Source organism: Halobacterium salinarum DSM 3754 (genome assembly GCF_008124605.1).
Classification (GTDB): Archaea; Halobacteriota; Halobacteria; order Halobacteriales; family Halobacteriaceae; genus Halobacterium; species Halobacterium salinarum.
Window position 1 is genome coordinate 36,827 of sequence record NZ_VRYN01000006.1, and the last position, 19,355, is coordinate 56,181.

Below are 19,355 nucleotides of genomic sequence, written 5' to 3' on the forward strand. Positions count from 1 at the left end.
GCAGCGGACCGGGTGTCCACGAAGATGCTTCTAGCGATTCTGAGCCAGAAAACGGCGGAACAACGGTGTGGAAGGGCCGGCAGCTAACGGTTGGCCGGGCGGCTAATCATCACGTGGACCCGTGAATGACGAGATCGTAGTCACGACAACGGACCGCAGACGTAGTGCTCGCCACTTCGAGGCGAGGAACCCGGACAGGATGAACGCAAACCCCACGACGGTTGCTGGCGTGATCTCCTGTCCAAGCACGAGCCAGCCGGCCAGCGCCGCGAAGACGGGGATTACGTACTCAATGAAGCTCATCTCGATGGGACCGAGGTCGTCCAGTAATCTGAAGTAGAGCAGGAACCCACCGACGCCGGCGACCACAGAGAGGTATGTGAGTGCGCCGAGCGCGGACGGCGTCCAGGTGGCGGCCGCAAACGACTGGCCGGGGAGCACGAGTACAGCGACGTGGAGGACGACGGCGCCGGTGGCCATCAGCCACGCCTGGGTGGATAGGAACGGCAGCGATGGCGATCGGCTGTGTGTGACGACCGCGGCGACGGCGAACGCGAACGCGGACGCAAGCACAAGTGACACGCCAAGGACGCTGTCCGCGATGTTCGTAGGGTCGGGGTTAGCGATGATGACGACCCCAGCGAACCCAAGCATGACGCCGACCGCAGTGGCGGCGGTGAGCTGCTCATCGGTGGCGACGAGGCGCGTGAGCGCAGGCGTCACGACGGGAACGAGACCCAACAGAACAGCTGCGACACCGCCGGTAACGTACTGCTGACCCGTAAAGAGGAACGCATGATGGGCGCCGATCGTGAGGGTGCCGCCGACGAGCACGTAAACGAAGTCATCCATAGTTCGGGGGTAGACGTCAGCGTCCGAGACGAAGACGGCAGCAAACAGCAGTGCGGCAGCGATGTCGAAGCGTACGGCCGCGAATGGGACTGCGGGGAGATCGGCCAATCCAACGTCGGTTGCCATGAACGCCGTTCCCCAGACAGCGCACAGGAGCAAGAAACGACCGGTCGTCCGGTAACGACTCATTCGTGAGGGGTTCGCTGTCAAGGGGCAAATATGCGTCGAACTGCACGGACTCTCGGGGCATCCGGACCTGCGTGATGGCGGTGGCGGCTGTGTAGTATGCTGTCGCTATCGATGACCGCCAGCTACCCACCGCACGTTTTTCGCGGCTCGGTGTCGGTAACAGTAGTTGAAAACACGCCGATTCTATTCAGCAACGCGCCTCGGTAATCAGTTAATGTCTGATGCCCTCAAACTACCCTTGAGAAGATCGGCAAACAATTGTCTGATTTATGGTAATTGGGCTGAGAGTTGGGGGTCGTGTAGGTGTCTTAGTTGGCACTGTCTAGTTAAGCCAGTTTGAGAAGTGAGCAGTTCGTTGGTTTTGGTGTCTATGCGAAACCAAGAACTGCTCACAGAGACGTTGAACACAGCGAATCTTGAATGTTGGGAGCGAGAGCGGACGGCGAAGCCGTCAAGGGTCGCAGTTGACGAGACCGCTATCAAAATCAACGGCGAATGGTCTTGGCTGTACGCTGCAATAGACCTCGACACAAAATTGATTCTTGACGTGGAATTGTTTGGACGGCATGGGACTGATCCAGCGGCTGCATTTCTTCATGGACTCCGTGAGAAACACGATCTCTCCGACGCTGTGTTTCTCGTTGACCAGTTCGGCTACCGGACTGCCCTCTCCCGCTTAGGGCTCAACGGTCGGGTTGACTATATCGACAGAAACCTCATCGAAAAGTGGTTTCACACCTTCAAAATGCGTATCGCCCGTTTCCATAACTCCTGGGTCGGCAGTCGGGCGAGCGCACGCGAATGGATTGAACAATTCGTACATTACTACAACCGCCAACGACCGCATCAACCACTCGACGAACGAACGCCAGCTGAAGCCGTGCTTAACTAGACAGTGCCCTGAGGAAGAAGTAATCAGAGTTCTGCACTACTGCGATTCTGCTCCGCTTAATGATGACATTGACCGGCTTCTAAGAGCGTGTATGGATAGAGGAATAGACAATATTCGTCGAAATGACCGTGCCCAGTCAGCAATGCACGCCGTAATTATCAATTCGACGGGTGTTCAGGTTGGCCCGACTACTGAGGAGTCATACTCACGCCAGTTTGAACTCGTTCGAGGGTGGAAAAACGACGAAAATCTTAGTCCGGGAGTCCGTCGGTTTGCCCGTAATCTAGAGGGCGACCTCTATGATACGGTTGATGAGGACATAGATTCAATCTAAAATTCCTATCAATCGGCATCTGAGGGGGCCCAGTCAGCATCAAATATATCTTCGAATACCTGCCGAGTTTTTGGCGGTTCGGTCGGAATCTGAAGGTCGCGCGGATCGTCCTCGATGGCCTGCATTAATTCACCAGCGGTGACTTGCTTTCCTTCGCTTAGGTCTTCGCCAGTTTCCTCAGCGCGGAGGATGTTCGTCACCGTCCAAATGTTGAAGGGGTGGGCCGCGAAGTTGAAGTAGAACGCCCGAAGCGCCGGATTCTTCGACCCAGACTTGGCCAAGAAGTCGCGTTTGATTTTCCGGAAGTCCGTTTCGATGCCCCACCGACGGCGGTACGCCTTCCCCAACTCTTCTGGTGGGACTTCCTCCGGGTGAAGGTTCGTGTAGAAGTACGTGTAGTCGTCCATCGGCTCATTAGCCCCTGAGTTCCGTAGTTTCACCGTCTTGTCCGACTCCAGCCCAACCGCGTAGTAGCTATCTTCGTCGAGGTTGCCCACGCCGTAGGAGTAGTACGACGACCGCAGATCGGTACGGGCCATCCCGTTCAGGAAGTGCTTGATGGTCGAAATCGTGTCCGAGTTGTAGAACTCTGTCCCGGCGTCAAGGTAGACGCGGCCGATATCCACGTGTTGCCTGCTCAGCCGGAGCATCCAACGGATATACTTCGAGGCCTTCGACTTGTCTCTGACAAGGAGCACGACCAGAATCAGCGGCGTGTCGGTCCCGACGACAGCGAGCGTGATGTACTTCCACGCCCACGAGTAGTTCCGGCCCGGCTTCGTCCGGCGAATGTACTCGTCACTCTCTGAGTCGCCGTAGAACGGCCAATGCGTGATGTCGATAGCGACCTCTGCATCCTCGGGGAAGTAGTCGTACCGGGCGGCGATCTTGAACAGTTGCTCATTCGCCTCCCGGAACATCCGCATGACTGACTCCCGTGAGGACTTCCGAAGGTGGTGCGTGAGGTTCTGTCCGGTCGGGATGTCGCCGTCGTCGTAGAACGGTTTGTACTTGAGGTTCTTCGCGGCGTCGTTGACGAACCCGTTCCCGTTCGCGGCGGCGATGAGCACCCGGAGCGACGGATCTTTGGTCACTTCCGTGCTGTCGTCGCGCTTCAGTCGGAGGTACTTGAACGTCTTCGAGCGAAGCTCCCGAGCGATCACCTGAACCGGCGGGAACCCCTCGCCGTCAGTGGCTATCGTGTCCGGTGTTGGGCCTCGAAACCAGTGTTCGAGCTTCGTGCCCTGCAAGCGCCGGACCAGCGTTTCAGTCTCGCTCGCGTAGTAGTGCCGCGTCGCGTCCTCTCCATCCAGATTCTCGGTGAGGTTCTCGTTAGTCGGCTTCGACCAGTAGTACGGACGAAGCTGGACCTTCCCGAGTGCCTTTGCGAGCCGATGCTCGGGCGTCTCTAGCTCGTCGTACCGATCCCGTTCCACCGACCAATTGTGGATGCTGTAGGCCTCTGATTTGATTACTTCCCACAGCGGCGGGATGATATTCTTGGCCGGATTGCGCGTCGGGAGGGCCGTGTACCCCCAAGTGTCATACCGCGGGTTGTCGGGTAGCTTACTCTTGGCTTCTCTGTACCGGCTTGAAATCTCCGCCTTTTCTTCTGCCGCTCATGGATTTCACCCTTCGACTCAGGGTCACGGTCGGCGTTCTCGTCTTTCTCCTTTGCCACGACAAATCCCCCCTACTCATCGTCTCGCCACGACCCCCATACCTCCCGATACTTCCCGAGTTCGCGGTACTCCTTCTTCCGCTCGAAGGCATCGATGGCGTAGATCACCTCGTTGTCCTTGTCCCACTCGATCAGGACGCGGAAGTCACCGACACGAAGCTTGTAGCCGGGGTGGTTCTTCAACCGATCAAGAAAGTGGCCCGGGAAGTCGCCGATGTCCTCCAGCTTGTTGATGATCCGCTCGGCTTCCTCTGTCTCAAACTGTTCCAGCGTTTCGACCAACGTCTCCGTCAGAACGACCTCATGAGCCACCGTTCAGCCCTCAGTCGTCGATACCGAGGCGTTCTCGGGCCTCATCTGTGGACATCGTCCGGCCCGCTGCAACGTCCGCGTAGCCCTCTGAGACGCCTTCCTGCGCACCAGGCGTCAGAATCGGCTCCGTGGTATCGCGCAGCACCTCACGGATGAACTCCGAGCGGTTGGTGTAGTTCAGTTCCTCCGAAAGCTCATCAAGCTCGTCCAGAAGCCGCTTCGGCACCTTGACGTTGAGCTTCACCATCTCACCCTCCTCCCCGTTATCCCCGGGCGTGTCCGTGCTCATACGCTGTGGTACGCCGGTGGTACTCAAAGAACTGTCGCTCAGTCGTCCCGCGGATCGCTGACCAGTTCGTAGAGGCCGCTTTCATGGGCTTTTTCGACGTGTCCAGCAGCGACAAGAACGTTTAGACGGTTGTGAATGGTCTGTTTCGACAGGCCAGTCCAATCTACAAGAACAGCAGGCGTACACCGTCCTTTCTGAAGCTCATCAAGGATTTTTCGGTCACTTTCTATCAACTCGTCTGCTTCCATCTTTGTTGCTTGCATGCGTGACTATGGGCATAGGTATTACGAGTGGTTAGTTAGTCCTTTTGGATAGTATGGACTAAATGGATTGACTAACAGTAAATCATATGAGGATGGCGGTGAGAGTGATTGTTGAGAAGCGCGGGACGCCGGTCAGAAGTTGCCCGGGGCGTGTTTGGACCACGCCCGACCGTGCTTCGCTGGAGACCAACGAAGCATGTCAATGAAGACATCCGCCGGACTTCAGGATTCCGGCACGGCGAACGAATCGAACCCCGAAAACGAGGAGGCCGACTCCGCTCTTGCGGAGCTTATCGAGCAACACGAGAACACCGACTGGAGTGACGTTCCAGGCATCAGCGCCGCGGAAGCAGGTGCGTGGACGGCACGACTGATCGAGGCGCGAGAATCCACCCCGGAGGGTCTGTGATGCAGCGTCGTCAGTTCCTCGCCGCGGCCGCAGCACTCACGGCACTTCCGCAGGCGGCACAAGCTGAGGCGGCTGGCAACACGACCACCCCCGGCGAGATCGTCGAAGACCGAAGCGTGACCGACGATGGAACGTACTCGCTCACCGACTGTGGCTCCGTTCCAGGTGGGCTGAACAACGTCCACGTCACGGCAGAAATGAACGACGGCCCGCTCGAAATTGAAGGTGTTCACGAAGAGAACGGCTGGTGCGGTGTCGGGCTCCGCTGGAGTTCTGGCCCTATCGAGGTTGGCACTGGACTCGATCCAGACGACGCCCGCGAGGAGTTCGCTGGCGTGCCCGTGAACCAGTCGGTGCCCGAGGGCACGGACGGCGATGCGGCGGCGCTCTCGCGGCCTCAGCAGAAGCAAGAGCAGACCGTCCCCGACCCACAACGACCACTACCGGCTGTCCCTGCTCACCGGCGAGACGGCCTACGACCCTGGTGAGTTCTCGCAGGCGACCATCGAGATCGAGGTGTCGGACCTCATCGGCATCGAGGACGCACAGACCGCGCACGAGCGGTGGCTGGCGTCCGACGTGGCAGCCGCGTTCAACGAGTCGGTGTATCACCCGTACACCTCGTTGAAGTTCCACACGCTCCTCGTGGCGGCGCTACTGGATAACCCCCGGGCCGATCACGACTTCGGCGATCTCCGGCTCATCGTGGACCCGGCGGGCGACGTCGTCCCGTTCCGCACGGTCTTCAACGGCGACCGCTTCGCGCTCCGTATCGACGAGAACACCGACGGGAGTCCGTCGGCCCGGCTTGGAAGCCGGCCGTGGCGGTCGTGGGCGTCAGTGTGGAACCGCCTGACAGCGCACCCGCTCGATACCGGTCACGACAAGTACGACATGACCCTCGATGCCAACCTTCGGCGGATGCAGTCCTGGAGCGCGGCGCTCCAGTACATCGAAGACTACCACGAGTGGAGGCCCGACCGATGACGGCGATTCAGCAAGTCCTGTGGGAACTGTGGATGGACTACATCGGCCACCCGTACTACGTCTCGGGGAACGCCATCCTGCACGCCCTCGGCCAGCACCTCGATCCCGAGATCCACGGGTCGGTATCGGCCAGTCATGGCGTCTTCGTCCCCGGTCAGTTCGGGACGTTCCCCGAGGAACACACGCAGTCGGGCATCCGGCCGTACCTCGGGAGCGGCCTCCCCGACGTCAAGGCCTACGACGACCTCTTCCTCCAGCGGGAAGCGATGCATCCGTGGCTGCTGGACACCCGCGCTCGGGACGCGCTGAACACGCATGATCTCCGGGTCCACGGCGGCCACCCGGCGCTCGCCCACGAGACGATCATGGGTCGCCGGGAAGACCAGCGGAAGCAACAGCAGACGACGAAGTGGTACGTTCACGCCTACCTCCACGCCGATGACCCGACGGTACTCCCACTCGGCGAGGATGTGCTGGAGGGACTCCAGTTCGGCGGCAAGCGCAACTACGGCTACGGCGAGGTCCAGCTGAAGGACACGCAGATGGTGGACCTCGATGAACTGGACTACTCGCGGCTCGAAGGCGCGGAGACGTACCTCATCGAACTCGTGACGCCGTTCGTGGTGGAGTCGGAGTATCCCGACGCGGACGACCGGCCTGTCCCGTGGTGGTGGGCTGAGAACCGCGACGGTCTCCGGCTTCGTGAGGAGAAGATCCTCGAACAGCGCGAGGTATTCAGACTGGAGACGGTGGACCACGGGCAGGTCGTGAAGTACCTTGGCGACCGTCCGGTGGAGACCGCGAAGAACGGCCTCACGAGGGTCGGCTCGCACTCCCGATACGGCTTCGGTGAACTGCGGCTGAAGCCCCTCGGCGAACAGTATCAGGAATCAGAGAAGTAACGACTAACAAGCAACCGATGGAACACCAGAATCAGGATGAATCGGACGAGAAAAATACAGCGGTGCGGCTGAATAAAGAAATCGTATTACCAACAACTGGTAATGGAACCGCATCGTTCGGTGGGTGCACGAGCTACTGTGACGGGGTTGGTTTGGCGGGTTGGTCTTCGGACGCCGCGTGGTAGATCGCGTCACCGGTCTCGGGGTCAAACAGGTGGAGGCGTTGCTGATCGAAGCACAGACGGATCGTGTCCCCGGTCGAAACGTCCCGGCGAGGTTGGACTTTCACCTGTAGCTCGTCGTCACCGATGGTGCAGTGTAACAGGAGCTGTTCACCGAGCGGTTCTCGGACGGTTACCCTCGCCTCAAAGGACTCCTCGTGTCCAGTGGCAGAGCGCCCAGCCAATAGGACGTCCTCGGGTCGAACCCCGAATGTCAGGCGGCGGTCAACGAGTGCCGAGTTGGAGCCGCCGTCGGGAAGCGGGTGAGCGAACCCCTCGTGGTCGGCAACGAGACCACGGGGGCGGTCGCGAACCCGCACGGGAACCAGGTTCATTGCCGGTTCGCCGATGAATCCGGCGACGAACTGGTTTGCGGGGAAATCATAGAGTTGCTGTGGCGGCGCGACCTGTTGGACGGTGCCGTCGTTGAGGACGGCGACGCGGTCGCCAAGCGTCATCGCTTCGGTCTGGTCGTGGGTCACGTAGACGGTTGTGGTGTCGAGTTCTCGATGGAGTTTCGACAGCTCCGCCCGCATGTGGACGCGGAGCTTCGCGTCGAGGTTCGACAGTGGTTCGTCGAGCAGGAACACGGACGGCTCGCGAACGAGCGCGCGCCCGATGGCCACGCGCTGGCGCTCACCACCGGAGAGGGCGTCTGGGGTCCGGTCGAGTAACTCCGTGATACCGAGTGTTGCGGCTGCGTCGGCGACGCGGTCCTCGATCTCGGCGCTGGAGTAATCGGTGACTGACTGCATCCCGAAGGTCATGTTCTCGGCGGCAGTCATGTGTGGATACAGGGCGTAGTTCTGGAACACCATAGCGATGTCACGGTCCTCGGGTGGTGAGTCGGTGACATCAGTGCCGCCGATCCGGATGGTGCCGGCCGTGGCGTCCTCGAGGCCAGCGATGAGCCGAAGCGTCGTCGATTTGCCACAGCCCGAGGGGCCAACGACGACGAGGAACTCCTCGTCGAGGACATCGAGATCGATCCCGTCAACCGCGGCGATGCTGTCGTAGTGTTTGGTGAGGTCGGTGAGTGTGATCGTACTCATTGGAATCAGGATTGCTGAATCGCGATGGTTTCGCGAAGCGAACGGTGGAAGACCAGCAGTACGGCAAGCGGCGGCAACAACGCGAGCACCGCCGCGGCCATGATGACGCCCCACTGTGTCAAGCCGGCCTGGGCCGCCCCCTGGATGTATCGAATCCCGACCTGGGCGACCTGACTTGGTTTGTCCGTGACCGCGATGAGCGGCCAGAGGAACTGGTTCCAGGAGTAGATGAACGTGATGACGCAGACGCCGGCGATCATGCTGCGGGACATCGGGATCAGCACGGACACCAGGAAGCGAAACGGGCCGACCCCATCCACGTGGGCTGTCTCGACCAGCGAGTCGGGAATCGAGCGGAAATGCTGGCGGAACAGGAACACCGCGGTTGCGCTGGCGATGTACGGCCCCGTGATCGCTAGGAGGGTGTTCGTCCAGCCGAGATCCGCCATCAGCTGGAAGAGGGGCACGATCCGGACTGGAACGGGTAACAACAGCGTGAGCAGAACGAACATGAAGATCGCGCGCTCGTACGGGAGTTCGTAGTAGACGAGCGCGAGCGCGGCCAGCAACGAGAGGGTGACTTTCCCGATGACGACGGCGATGCTCATCACCAGCGAGTTGAGGAGGTAGGTCCCGAAGTTGTACGTTGTGAGCGCGGCCTGGTAGTTCTGGAGGGCGTTACTGCCGGGTCCGATGGTGGTGGGCTGGTAGACTTCGGCGGTCGTTTGCGTGCTCATCAGCACGGCCAACACGAGTGGGGCGGCCATCAGTGCGATCGCGCCGAACAGCCCCAGGTGCATCAGAGCGTTCTCGGGGAGGATGTCACGGTGGGTCGTCCGGGTCGAAGACTGGGCGGTGTCAGTGGCCATTGTATCACGCCCCATACTGTGCGTATCCCTCTGAAACGCGGATTTGGACGTACATCAGTACCGCGACCAGGGCGAACAGGATGACTGACTCGGCCGACGCCAAGCCCAGGCTGTTGAACTCGAAGGCGTCGCGGTAGAGCTTGAATATCAGGAGATTGGTTGCGTCGCCCGGACCGCCGCTGGTGAGGAGGTCCACGATCGGGAACGTGGAGAAGAACGCGTAGATCGTGTTCATCACCGTGAGGAAGACCAGCGTTGGTGCCATCAGCGGGAGGTAGACGCTCCGGAGGCGTCTGAGGTGGCCAACCCCGTCGAGCGTGGCGCGTTCGGTGAGCGTTTTGGGGATCGTGTTGAACGCGGCAACGACGAAGATGATGTTGTATCCGAGCTGCTTCCAGATCGCGACGACGGCGACGACGGTGAACGCCTGCGGGCCGCTGTTGAACCAGTCTAAGGTGAACGGGGTGACCGCTTCGAGGTAGTGGGTGAACACACCGAGGTTCGGGTGTAGGATGAAGTTCAACAGGATCGCGGCGACGGCCGGCGGCAGCGCGTACGGCCAGATGGCGGCGATGAGGTACGCCGACGAACCGACGGACACGGTGAAGAGGAGATATCCGACCGCGATCGACAGCAGGAGGGTTCCGGTGACGACGATGGCTGCGAACAGGACAGAGATCGCGAAGCTGTGGTGGTAGGCGGTTGAGGTCAGCAGCTGAACGAAGTTCTCCGCGCCGACCCAGGCGGTCTGCTGCCCGAGGAACAGGGTTCTGTACAGGCTGAGTCGGAACGTCTCGAGGCCCGGATAGTAGAGGAACGCACCGAGCACGACCACGGAGGGGAGCAGCAGTCCCAGGGCCTGCAGTGTCGAATCGAATGGGGTTGGCTGTGTGGACATGGGTGGTCGGGTTACGCGCTGTCGTCGATGGAGTCGGTGTAGTCCTGGATGGCGCTGGTCGCTTGGGTGTCCATCTCTGCGAGGCCCGCCGAAACGGACATGTCACCGGTGATGATGCTGACCGAGAGCTCCTCGTTGATCGTTCGGACTTCCGGGAACGCGCCCATGACTGCGCCGCGCGTTGCCGGTGTGTCGGTGGTCTCCTGGAGTTGGTCGAAGGCCGTGCGGAAGTTCGGGTGTTCGTCGAACCAGCCGTCGTCCGTGAGCCGGTCGATGACGCTCTGTCGCACCGGGAAGTAGCCGCTGTTGCGGTGCCACCGCAGCTGCTGGTCGGGCTGGGTGAGATACGCGATGAACGCACCGGCGGCCTGTTTCTCCGCAGTCGTCAGTGCGTCCGGAACCCACAGTGAGCCGCCACCGATGACGACGCCTGAGTTGTCTCCGGTCGGGGTTGGGAGGTATGCGGATCCGAGTTCGAAGCCGCGCTGCTTTGCACCGGCCACCAGCGAGACCAGATTCGACGTGGAATCCCACAGCATCGCCGCTTGCTCGGTGAGAAACGCCTGTCGGGCCTCGTCCCACGCCTCGATCCCGGGGTTCAAATAGAGGTCGGCGTTGGCCATGTCGGTCCACCACTGGTAGACCGCGCGTCCGGCGTCGCTGTCGAAGTTAGTCTCCGTGGGTCGGCCGGCACGGCCGTTGTCGTTGTTGACCAGGAGTTGGTTTTGCTTCGCGAACTGCTGTTCGATCTGCATCCACGAGTGATTCGGCCAGGTGAGGCCGTACTCTAGTTGCGTGTTCGAAACAATGGTGCTGGCCGCTGTCCGGAGTTCGGCAAGCGTCGTCGGCGGGGCGTTCGGATCGAGCCCAGCCGCCTCGAAGGCACGCTTGTTGTAGAGCATGATGGTGTTCGAGGAGTTGAACGGCATCGAGTTGAGCGTGCCATCGGTGCGGTAGTAGTTGAGGACCGACGGGAGGAAGTCCTCGCGGTCGATTTTGTCTTCGGGGAGCAGGGAGTCGATGGGAGTGAACGCGTTGCTGTCGAGGGCGATTCGGGTCCCGATCTCGAAGAGTTGGACGATCCCCGGGGGATCGCCGGCCCGCGACGCCTGGAGGGACTGGTTGAGCGTCTCACGGTAGCCGGTCTTGCTCACGGGGTTGATCGAGACACCGTCGGTCTGTGCTGAGAAATCCGCTGCCATCTGCTCGATTGTGGTCGCCAGTTCGTCGCCGAAAACGTGCCAGAAGTCCAGCGTGATGGTGCTGGAGCCGGTATCCGATTGGGTTGTGGCTGTGTTGAGTGCGCCACAACCGGCGAATGCTGTGAGTCCGGCCGTGCCGGCACCGGCGAGGACTGCGCGTCGTGTCGCTGTGGCTCTCCGTGTCTCTGTGGTGGGCGCCATCGGATAACGCAACTCGGGGTCCTCGGATGAGTGCTTATATGAGTTGAAAATATCCGTCCAGACAGTTCTGGAGACCTATTGAGCCGTGCATGGGGCGGCGCGCAGCAATACCGTCGACGTTCCAGAACTGACCCCGGTTTTTAATATCGAACCAGTCGTTGTGTGGGTGGCTGTTGGATTCATGCTCTCGAACGCAACGCGAGTGACAGTCGTGTGCATCGTTTCGGCGGTCGCGCTCTGGCTCGTCGTGAGACGGATCACCGATGCGGCCTGGGTGCAGTTGGTGACGCTCATCGGCGTTGGCGTCTGGCTGCCGACAGTGCTCGCCAAGCGGGTGGGGCGGTGACAGCGGGAGTGTCCGAGGGCCGTGCGTGGTAGCGGGCGTGACTCGAGTGCGGATCGGGAGATCGTCGACGACCACACCGCAGTCAGTTGTGAGGATGGCGCAGGTTCAAAATGAGGGGGTGGGGATGCGTGCGACACGACGCACGTGGCTGCGGGCAGCCCTCAGAACGGAGGACTGTAGTCCTGGTACTCGTCCATGTCCTCCATGCGGTCAGTTTTCGACGGCATGACCGCGGCACGGGGGCCGCCCGAGCGCACGACGGTCACGTCATCGAGGTCGTCGAGGCTTTCGGGGAGGCGACTTTCGATGGCGTTCATCGTCATCGGTGCGATGCCGCAACCCGAGCACGCGCCGCCGATCGCGACGGTCGCGGTGCCGGCTGCTTCGTCGATCTCCCGGATCTCGAAGTTGCCGCCGTGTTGCTGGATCTGGGGGACGTTGTCACTGAGATAGTTGCGCGTCTGTCGTTCGAGGTTGCCTGCGCTCATTGCGGATGTACAGACGCACCATAGTGTCATAAATCCATGGTATTTGGCGAGCCTAAACCAGCTCAAGGAGGGCGATCCGACGTGGAGGCCACTGGAAGCGGTGAACCCACCACGGGGCCAAGCCTCGTGGCACTCGCCTTGAACCGCCTGTAGACAACACCACGACAGAGTGCAGTAGGGCTGAAGGCGCGATAGAGCGAGTTACACATCGATGACGGGGGGTGAGCGAGCGCGATACATCGCTGGCGGTGCCGGTAGAGAGAGAGTGACATGGCCGAATTTAGGGCACAGATCCCGTATCACACCAGGATAAACATCGATTGGGGTTACGCTTTTCAACCAGGGGGTGTACAGCATACGTATGGCTGGTCGCGACCAAGGTGGGACGCACGGAGTCGGCGACGACGCCGGGGTGGGCGGCGATGACGCGGCCGCCGATGGCTCCGGGCATGGCGCTGGTAGCCAACTCGCTGGCTCGGACGCGGCCACAGACGAGGACGCACAGCGGTCGATCCGTGACATGCTTCACGACGACGGGGACGCGTCGGTGTTCGTCAACCGTGACCTCGTGGAGCCGGACACGATCATCGACGAGGAGCGAATCGTCGGCCGCGACGAACAACTGGAGTCGGTGGTGTCGTTTCTGAAGCCAACGCTGCAAGGGAATCGGCCACCGAACATGCTCCTGTACGGGCCCGCGGGAACCGGGAAGTCGCTCATTATCGGTGCGGTCACCCAACAGATCATCGAACTGTGCCACTCCAAGGGTGAGCGGTTCGGCGTTGTGCAGGTCAACTGCCAGCCGATCAACACGCTCGACCAAGCCGTGTACGAACTCGTCCAGACGGTCGCCAGCGATGTCGGCATCGAACCCGGAGTTCCCGAAACCGGAGTGTCGACGAAACGGAAGTACAGACGGCTCTACGACCTCATCAACGAGCATTACGACTCGGTCATCTTCATTCTGGACGAGATCGATCTGCTGGTTGGTCGGCGCGCAAACGACGAGCCGGCGTACTCCAAACTGCTGTATCAACTCTCGCGCGCTAGCAACACGAACGACATCGAAGGCCAAGTGTCGGTGGCCGCACTGACAAACGACCCCAAGTTCATGGAGAACATCGACGGGCGGGCCGAGAGCTCGTTCAATCCCCGCGATATTTACTTCCCGGATTACGACGCCACACAGCTCCGGCAGATCCTCGAAAACAGGCGTGACGCGTTCCGCCAAGACGCGTTGACCGACGACGTACTCCCGCTCGTGTCGGCGTTTGCGGCACAAAGCCATGGTGATGCTCGGAAAGCGATCGATCTGTTCCGTGGAGCCGGCGATCTGGCCGACGAACAGGGGGATCAAACGGTCCGCGAAGACCACGTCCGGGAGTCCCAAGACGAGATCGACAAGGACCGGTCGCTGAAGTTGATCGCGGGGCTGACGACCCAGAAGAAGATTTCCCTGTACGCGACGGCGGCTGTCGCGCACTGTTCGAGTGCAACGCGGAACTCGGTGCCCAGTCCGGTTGGGTTCCAGGTGTACCAGTGGGTCACCGAGGAGATCGATGCCGACCAGATGACCCGGGAGACGTACGTGAAATACGTCAAGGAGTTGTCGACGTATGGATTGGTGTCGACGGCCCGAAAGAGCCGTGGACGCGGTGGCGGAATGTATATGGACTTCACCTTCAGGGGTGATCCGGAGTCGATGATGCATCGGGTTGTCGACGACACGCGACTGGAGAGAGTCGGCACCGAATCCGAGCGGCTCCACGCGGTGGTGAACGCCCAACTTCGAGAGTTCGAGGAGTAGTTGCCAGGCGATTCCCTGCTGCCTTTCGCTTCCCTCCCCACCCCCCGTCTTCGATGTGTAATCTCCTGTCGTGTCTCTGATCAGATCGTCGGCTCCTGCTGGCGATCGTGGCAAGGCCACACCCCCTCCCCGTCATCGATGTGTAAACGATACCACCGAGGGATCGATGGCACACTGGCAACGAAGTGAGACCAAGACAGAAGCAGGGTTCAACGCCGCTGTGACAGGAAGGCGACGTATTAGACGGAGTTCGAATGCTGTCAAGCACTAGTTACGTGTTCTCCTACAACTACCAAATTAACATACAGCTATTGCAGTGCGGTTACTGTTTTCCCTGGTCTATTATAAATCTTTCCTTAATAGTAATACAGTTCGCTGAGAGGGACAAAACCGGCAGAAGGGAGCTGTCCTCGGCGTGTATCGCGGTCGTAGCTCACCTACTGGTTGGTTCGACCGATCCCCCCACCCTGCGGCAATCCCGTTTACACATCGATGACGGGGGGAGGGAGTCCCCCCTCCCTTTTCGCCGCCGACACGTCCAGCTCCCGCATGAATCTCGGCGGGCCGCCCAGCAGGAACGGTGGTACGGGACCCCGCTATCGATCCCGAACCCGCCGCCCCATCTCGTCGGCGGTCAGCAACGCATCACGCACCATTGCTGGTGTAACGTCAAACGGCTCGTCGTGGATCGTCTCGGCTTCGTCACAGGCCGCCTCCGCGACCACGTCCAGGTCTACCTGTTCAGGGTTCGTGATCCCGATCTCACCGAGGGTGACAGGCAACCCGAGTTCGACCGAGAACTCGATGAACTCCTCGATCCTCGCGTCGGAATGCCCCTCCAGCACGAGCTGCGTGATCGTACCGATGTTCACCTTTTCACCGTGGGTCGCGTCGTGCGTTTCCGCGAGCTGCGTGAGGCCGTTGTGCACGGAGTGGGCAGCCGCCAGCCCGCCGCTTTCGAACCCCAGCCCGCTGAGCAGCGTGTTCGCCTCGATCACGGCGTCGACGCTCTCGGTCACGGCATCGTGCTCGACGGCGTCCAGCGCGCCGGCACCGTGCTCACGGAGCGTCTCATAGCACAGCTCGGCGAGCTTGTGTCCCGCGCGGGTTGGTTTCCCACCGACCTCGTTGTCGCCGCCGGACTGTGCGACTGCGTCCGCCTCGAACCACGTTGCAAGCCCGTCTGCGATCCCCGAGCGCAGGAACCGAGCCGGCGCTGCAGCGACCACTTCGGTGTCAACGATCACCAAGTCCGGGTGCTGCTCGTAGTACCAGTAATCCTCGAACTCGCCGTGCTCGCTGTAGATCACTGACAGCGAACTCGTCGGCGCGTCCATCGATGCGATCGTCGGCATCGACACCATTGCGCCGCCGACCTCCTCGCGGACTGCTTTCGCGGTGTCCAGGGCCTTGCCGCCTCCGGCCCCGATAACGATGTCGGCACCCTCGTCGACAGCAACGGACGCGATCCGCTCGATCTCGTCCTCCGAGGACTCCCCGTTGAACACGACCGATGAGCCGTCGAGTCCGGCTTCCGCGAGGCTTTCGTGCACGTCGCTCTCGATCATGTCCATCACGATCTCGTCGGCGACTAGCAATGCTGTGTCACCGAGTGATTCCGCGTGCGTGCCGATGTCGGTCGTCACGTTGCGTCCCTGTACGTACGTCGATGGCGATTTGAATACGCTCGTCATGAGTTAGGCCGTACTAAAAATTCACCGGGGAGCCGCATATACTTTACGAGAACACGCATTATCTCCGGAGAAACCACGTCATACATCCATTATACTGTGCGATCTTTCACGCACACACAGGTCGTCGCGTCGAGCAGCCCCGCAACCGATTCGGCACCGTCTTCCGGTCGCTAATACCACCCGAGCGCTTCGCCGACCGTGGTCACTCCTCGAACCGAAGCAGGTCCTTTTCCCCGAGTTGCATGAGGAAGTGGCCGAGCGTCTCTTCGACCGGCGCAACGCGCTCCGCGTCGTGTTCATCGGCGACGCGAGACGCGATGTCCGCGACGGTGTTGGTGCCATCGCAGGCGCGCCAGACGGTTGCGCCAACCGCATCGAGCACGAGCTTGCGGTCGCGGTCCGCGTCGAAGAGGTCAAACAGGAACCCATCGACGCGGTTCCGCGGGGCGACCGTTCGCGTGATCGTGACCTGCACCACGTCGTCGGTCTGCGTGACCGTCCACTCCTCTGTTGTGCGCTCCGGAATCGCAGTTGGCGCGTGTGTTGTCATGTGTCCTGTGGGTCGCGGATGACGCCGCCGACGAAGACGGCGACGAGAGCGACGAGCGCCACGCCACCGAGCAGCGTCTGTGTGCCGGATGCGAGTCCCACCGCGTACGGCGCGCCCTCGTCGGCGCCGATCCCGAGCACGTAGATCCCGCCGACGACGATCCCCATGATCGCCTCGCCAGTGATCAGCCCGGCGGCAATGATTCGGCCGCGGTAGGTCGCACGTTCCTTTGCCGCCCCGTCGCCGTCGTCGCTGCGCCAGTCAACGTATCGGTCGACGCCCGCCCGCAGCAGCCCGCCGAGGAAGATCGGCGTGGCGAGCGTGATCGGGAGGTAGATGCCGACCGAGAACGGCAACACGGGGACGTCCATCATGATCAACACGATCGCGAAGACGGCACCGATGAGGATCATCCCCCACTGCGCGCTTCCAGTGAGCACTCCCTCCGAGATCAGCGCCATCATGCCGGCCTGCGGAGCGGGGATCGTCTCGCTTCCGATGCCGTACGCTTGGTTGAAAAACGACAGCACCCAGCCCGCGAACACCGACGAGATCGCGATCCCGACCATCTGTGCGATCTGCTGTTTGCGTGGGGTTGCGCCGAGCAGGTAGCCGGTTTTCAGGTCCTGTGAGGTGTCGCCGGCGACCGCCGCGGCGATCGCAACAACGGAGGCGGTCAAGAGCACCACGACCGGATCCGAGACGCCGGTGGATTTCATCGCGAGTGCGGCGATCAGGACGGTCGCGACCGCCATCCCGGAGACTGGGTTCGACGAGCTGCCGACGACCCCGACCAGGTACGCGGACACCGCAACGAACAGGAACGCGGCGACCACGGCAATGACACCGCCCAGAACGCCGAGTTCGACCTGTGGGATCGCAACCAGCGCGATCGTGATCGCGAGCGCCCCGAGCACGACCACTTTCATCGAGAGGTCGCGCTGGGTTCGGGGGATCTGTGTCGCGGTTTCCGATTTGGAGCCGCTGAGTTCGGCGGCCGCGGACGCAAGCGCGTCGCGGATCGTTCCAGCCATCGAGATGATCGCGTAGAACCCGCCCACGATCATCGCGCCCGCACCGATGTATCGCACGTACTGATCCCAGACCGCGTGTGCTTGTCCCATCAGGGTGAGATTCGCCGCCTGATCGGGCACAAACCCGCCCGTGATGAGCAGCGGGATCAACATCATCCACGCCACCAGCCCGCCACCGAACACGTACGCTGCGATCCGCGGACCGATGATGTAGCCGACGCCGATCAGGGCGGGCGTGAAGTCACCGCCGATCGCGAACCCGCGGGTCTGACCCGCCGAGAACGCCGTTTCGAGGGTCGTCTTCATCACGGCCATGCCGTTGGCCAACCACATGTAGATGAAGCTCACGAAGAATCCCAGTGAGATGAGTTTCACCCCGCCGTCGCCTTCCGAGCCGGTTTCGAGCACGTCCGCACACGCCGTGCCCTCGGGGTAGGGCAGCTGTTCGTGCTTGTCGACGATGAGATACCGCCGCATCGGGATCATGAACAGCACGCCGAGCAGCCCACCCAACGCAGCCACGGCCGCGGTTTCGACGATGTTGATGGACTGATCGAGGAACGTGACGCCCGCGATCGTGAAGATCACACCGGCGGCCAGTGCCTCGCCCGCCGAAGTCATCGTCTGTACGATGTTGTTCTCCAGGATCGTGCCGCCGATGCCCGCGTACCGCAGCGCGTAGAACAGTCCCATGCTGATGACTGCCGCCGGGATCGAGGCGCTGATCGTGAGCCCCGACCGCATCCCGAGGTACATGTTCGCAGTGAGCAGCAACACGTTGAGCGCGAGCCCGATCAACACCGCCTTGACGGTGAGCTCGGCGACGTTCTTTCCGGCGGGAACGGTTGGAGCCGGCCCAGGCCGTGTGTGGTCATTTGTCGTGCGATTCGTGTCCGCCGTGGATGGTGACTCCGATGGGTCTTGTGGCATAATCGAATCGGGCGGTCGTCTCCACACCTGCGCCGTCGTCGCGCAGCCCACCGACCACACCAACCGAACTACCGGATTTCGTATGTATGCTAAATCGTCGCTGGTGTGTCCGATGAGCGCACTGACGGTCTTGGAGAGTGATTCCGCGTTTTCGGTGACGGTAGTCAGTTCCACGCATAAATACCGAACGTTCTTAGACAATCGTTCAGTACCACTGTCGTGTCTTCACTGGGCAAAGCTCTCGATAACACTTCTCATGGCTGTGTCTCTCTCCCAACAACTATGATTCTGTACATACTATGGACGGGTTATCCGCTATGGTTTGACTGCTGCAAACGATCCGTCAATTCCAGCTCAGTTCTGTTTGGCTCCCACAATTCGTTATTGGATATTGCTGATCGTTTCTGTCCGAGATCCACACTGCAGGGCCACACCCTGGGTAGTGTATTTCTGCTCTCCGTTGAACTCGCCCTTAATTCCGTTTCAACATACATAATGAAACAAAATTATATTATTTACCGGGTAGAAAAGAAATGTGTATCATGTCACGCCAACGAACGCGACGCGACATCATCCGTACCGCCGGTACGACTGCAGCGGGGTTGGCAGTTGTCTCTAGGGTGTCATAGAACGATTCACAAGGGTTAGTTTCAGGCCATATGTATCGAATCACCCGCTAAGTGGGATTGCGGATTGAGCGAATTCGCCTACTCAGTATCCATGAATACACCAATAGTTCCGAGGAATCCGGACGCGAAAACCGTGAGCCCGACAACTGGATTGAAGTAGTGAGCAATAGCGAGACCAAGTAAACTGACCTGTGTACCCAAAATCATCATCTGCGTCCCGAGACGGTTGATATCGGCATCAGACTTCGGCACAGAAAAACAATAAAAAGGAGCCATGTTAAATATTGATAGAGCGTCAGTCTGTACTTAGCGATTCAACGAGAG

18 protein-coding genes and 2 pseudogenes are annotated in these 19,355 nt (G+C 60.7%); 6 read left to right on the plus strand and 14 right to left on the minus strand.

Annotation, left to right across the window (positions count from 1 at the left end; genetic code table 11):
• Positions 1–102: 102 nt before the first annotated feature.
• A complete protein-coding gene (locus tag APQ99_RS10185; protein ID WP_010904143.1) occupies positions 103–1,041 on the minus strand; it encodes a DMT family transporter in 939 nt (312 codons plus the stop codon).
• A gap of 439 nt (positions 1,042–1,480) precedes the next feature.
• Between APQ99_RS10185 and APQ99_RS10190 the strand changes: the two are divergent.
• A pseudogene (locus APQ99_RS10190) lies at positions 1,481–1,933 on the plus strand (IS6 family transposase); the annotation flags it as partial.
• Positions 1,934–2,275: 342 nt separating this feature from the next.
• Here the strand turns inward: APQ99_RS10190 and APQ99_RS10200 are convergent.
• The 4 genes from APQ99_RS10200 to APQ99_RS10215 all read right to left on the minus strand — a co-directional run bounded on the left by APQ99_RS10200 (position 2,276) and on the right by APQ99_RS10215 (position 4,797).
• Complete coding sequence (locus APQ99_RS10200) at positions 2,276–3,703, minus strand: transposase (protein ID WP_012289637.1); 1,428 nt, start codon at positions 3,701–3,703, stop codon at positions 2,276–2,278.
• A 257-nt stretch (positions 3,704–3,960) separates the two neighbouring features.
• Positions 3,961–4,260 carry a type II toxin-antitoxin system RelE family toxin gene (locus APQ99_RS10205; RefSeq protein ID WP_049892715.1) on the minus strand — a complete coding sequence of 100 codons (300 nt, stop codon included), beginning with the start codon at positions 4,258–4,260 and terminating at the stop codon, positions 3,961–3,963.
• A gap of 10 nt (positions 4,261–4,270) precedes the next feature.
• Positions 4,271–4,549: a ribbon-helix-helix domain-containing protein gene (locus tag APQ99_RS10210; RefSeq protein WP_010904139.1), complete on the minus strand. Its 279-nt coding sequence runs from the start codon at positions 4,547–4,549 to the stop codon at positions 4,271–4,273.
• Between the two features lie 38 nt (positions 4,550–4,587).
• Positions 4,588–4,797, minus strand: coding sequence for a winged helix-turn-helix domain-containing protein (locus tag APQ99_RS10215; protein ID WP_249040717.1), 210 nt, complete (start codon positions 4,795–4,797; stop codon positions 4,588–4,590).
• 211 nt (positions 4,798–5,008) lie between these two features.
• Here APQ99_RS10215 and APQ99_RS10220 point away from each other — a divergent pair, with 211 nt between their 5' ends.
• From APQ99_RS10220 to APQ99_RS10230, 3 genes and pseudogenes are all read left to right on the plus strand, one after another.
• Positions 5,009–5,221, plus strand: coding sequence for a hypothetical protein (locus APQ99_RS10220; RefSeq protein ID WP_010904137.1), 213 nt, complete (start codon positions 5,009–5,011; stop codon positions 5,219–5,221).
• Between the two features lie 281 nt (positions 5,222–5,502).
• A pseudogene (locus APQ99_RS10225) lies at positions 5,503–6,208 on the plus strand (hypothetical protein).
• Positions 6,205–7,110 carry a hypothetical protein gene (locus APQ99_RS10230; RefSeq protein ID WP_010904135.1) on the plus strand — a complete coding sequence of 302 codons (906 nt, stop codon included), beginning with the start codon at positions 6,205–6,207 and terminating at the stop codon, positions 7,108–7,110. Before APQ99_RS10225 ends, APQ99_RS10230 begins: the two are co-directional and overlap by 4 nt.
• Before the next feature lie 133 nt (positions 7,111–7,243).
• Here the strand turns inward: APQ99_RS10230 and APQ99_RS10235 are convergent, their stop codons facing one another.
• From APQ99_RS10235 to APQ99_RS10250, 4 genes are read right to left on the minus strand one after another with little or no spacing between them, the layout of a single operon-like run.
• A complete protein-coding gene (locus APQ99_RS10235) occupies positions 7,244–8,383 on the minus strand; it encodes an ABC transporter ATP-binding protein (RefSeq protein WP_010904134.1) in 1,140 nt (379 codons plus the stop codon).
• A gap of 5 nt (positions 8,384–8,388) precedes the next feature.
• Positions 8,389–9,252 carry a carbohydrate ABC transporter permease gene (locus tag APQ99_RS10240; RefSeq protein ID WP_049892710.1) on the minus strand — a complete coding sequence of 288 codons (864 nt, stop codon included), beginning with the start codon at positions 9,250–9,252 and terminating at the stop codon, positions 8,389–8,391.
• Between the two features lie 4 nt (positions 9,253–9,256).
• Complete coding sequence (locus APQ99_RS10245) at positions 9,257–10,150, minus strand: carbohydrate ABC transporter permease (RefSeq protein ID WP_010904132.1); 894 nt, start codon at positions 10,148–10,150, stop codon at positions 9,257–9,259.
• A gap of 11 nt (positions 10,151–10,161) precedes the next feature.
• A complete protein-coding gene (locus APQ99_RS10250; RefSeq protein ID WP_010904131.1) occupies positions 10,162–11,553 on the minus strand; it encodes an ABC transporter substrate-binding protein in 1,392 nt (463 codons plus the stop codon).
• Positions 11,554–11,734: 181 nt separating this feature from the next.
• On the opposite strand from APQ99_RS10250, the gene APQ99_RS12620 reads away from it, so the two are divergent.
• Entirely contained in the window at positions 11,735–11,899 is a 165-nt protein-coding gene (locus APQ99_RS12620; protein ID WP_010904130.1) for a hypothetical protein, read from the plus strand.
• 161 nt (positions 11,900–12,060) lie between these two features.
• On the opposite strand, the gene APQ99_RS10255 is transcribed toward APQ99_RS12620, so the two are convergent.
• Complete coding sequence (locus tag APQ99_RS10255) at positions 12,061–12,387, minus strand: NifU family protein (protein ID WP_049892709.1); 327 nt, start codon at positions 12,385–12,387, stop codon at positions 12,061–12,063.
• A gap of 520 nt (positions 12,388–12,907) precedes the next feature.
• Here APQ99_RS10255 and APQ99_RS10260 point away from each other — a divergent pair.
• On the plus strand, positions 12,908–14,194 hold the full coding sequence (locus tag APQ99_RS10260) for an orc1/cdc6 family replication initiation protein (protein WP_173362416.1): 1,287 nt from the start codon (positions 12,908–12,910) through the stop codon (positions 14,192–14,194).
• Between the two features lie 596 nt (positions 14,195–14,790).
• Here APQ99_RS10260 and APQ99_RS10265 read toward each other — a convergent pair.
• The 4 genes from APQ99_RS10265 to APQ99_RS12625 all read right to left on the minus strand — a co-directional run bounded on the left by APQ99_RS10265 (position 14,791) and on the right by APQ99_RS12625 (position 19,283).
• A complete protein-coding gene (locus APQ99_RS10265) occupies positions 14,791–15,888 on the minus strand; it encodes a glycerol dehydrogenase (protein WP_010904127.1) in 1,098 nt (365 codons plus the stop codon).
• Between the two features lie 202 nt (positions 15,889–16,090).
• The gene (locus APQ99_RS10270; RefSeq protein ID WP_010904126.1) at positions 16,091–16,438 is read right to left on the minus strand and encodes a PqqD family protein; all 348 of its coding nucleotides are present in this window, start codon (positions 16,436–16,438) and stop codon (positions 16,091–16,093) included.
• Positions 16,435–18,402, minus strand: coding sequence for an OPT family oligopeptide transporter (locus APQ99_RS10275; RefSeq protein WP_010904125.1), 1,968 nt, complete (start codon positions 18,400–18,402; stop codon positions 16,435–16,437). Before APQ99_RS10275 ends, APQ99_RS10270 begins: the two co-directional genes overlap by 4 nt.
• 707 nt (positions 18,403–19,109) lie before the next feature.
• Positions 19,110–19,283: a hypothetical protein gene (locus APQ99_RS12625; RefSeq protein WP_168731177.1), complete on the minus strand. Its 174-nt coding sequence runs from the start codon at positions 19,281–19,283 to the stop codon at positions 19,110–19,112.
• Positions 19,284–19,355 lie beyond the last annotated feature (72 nt).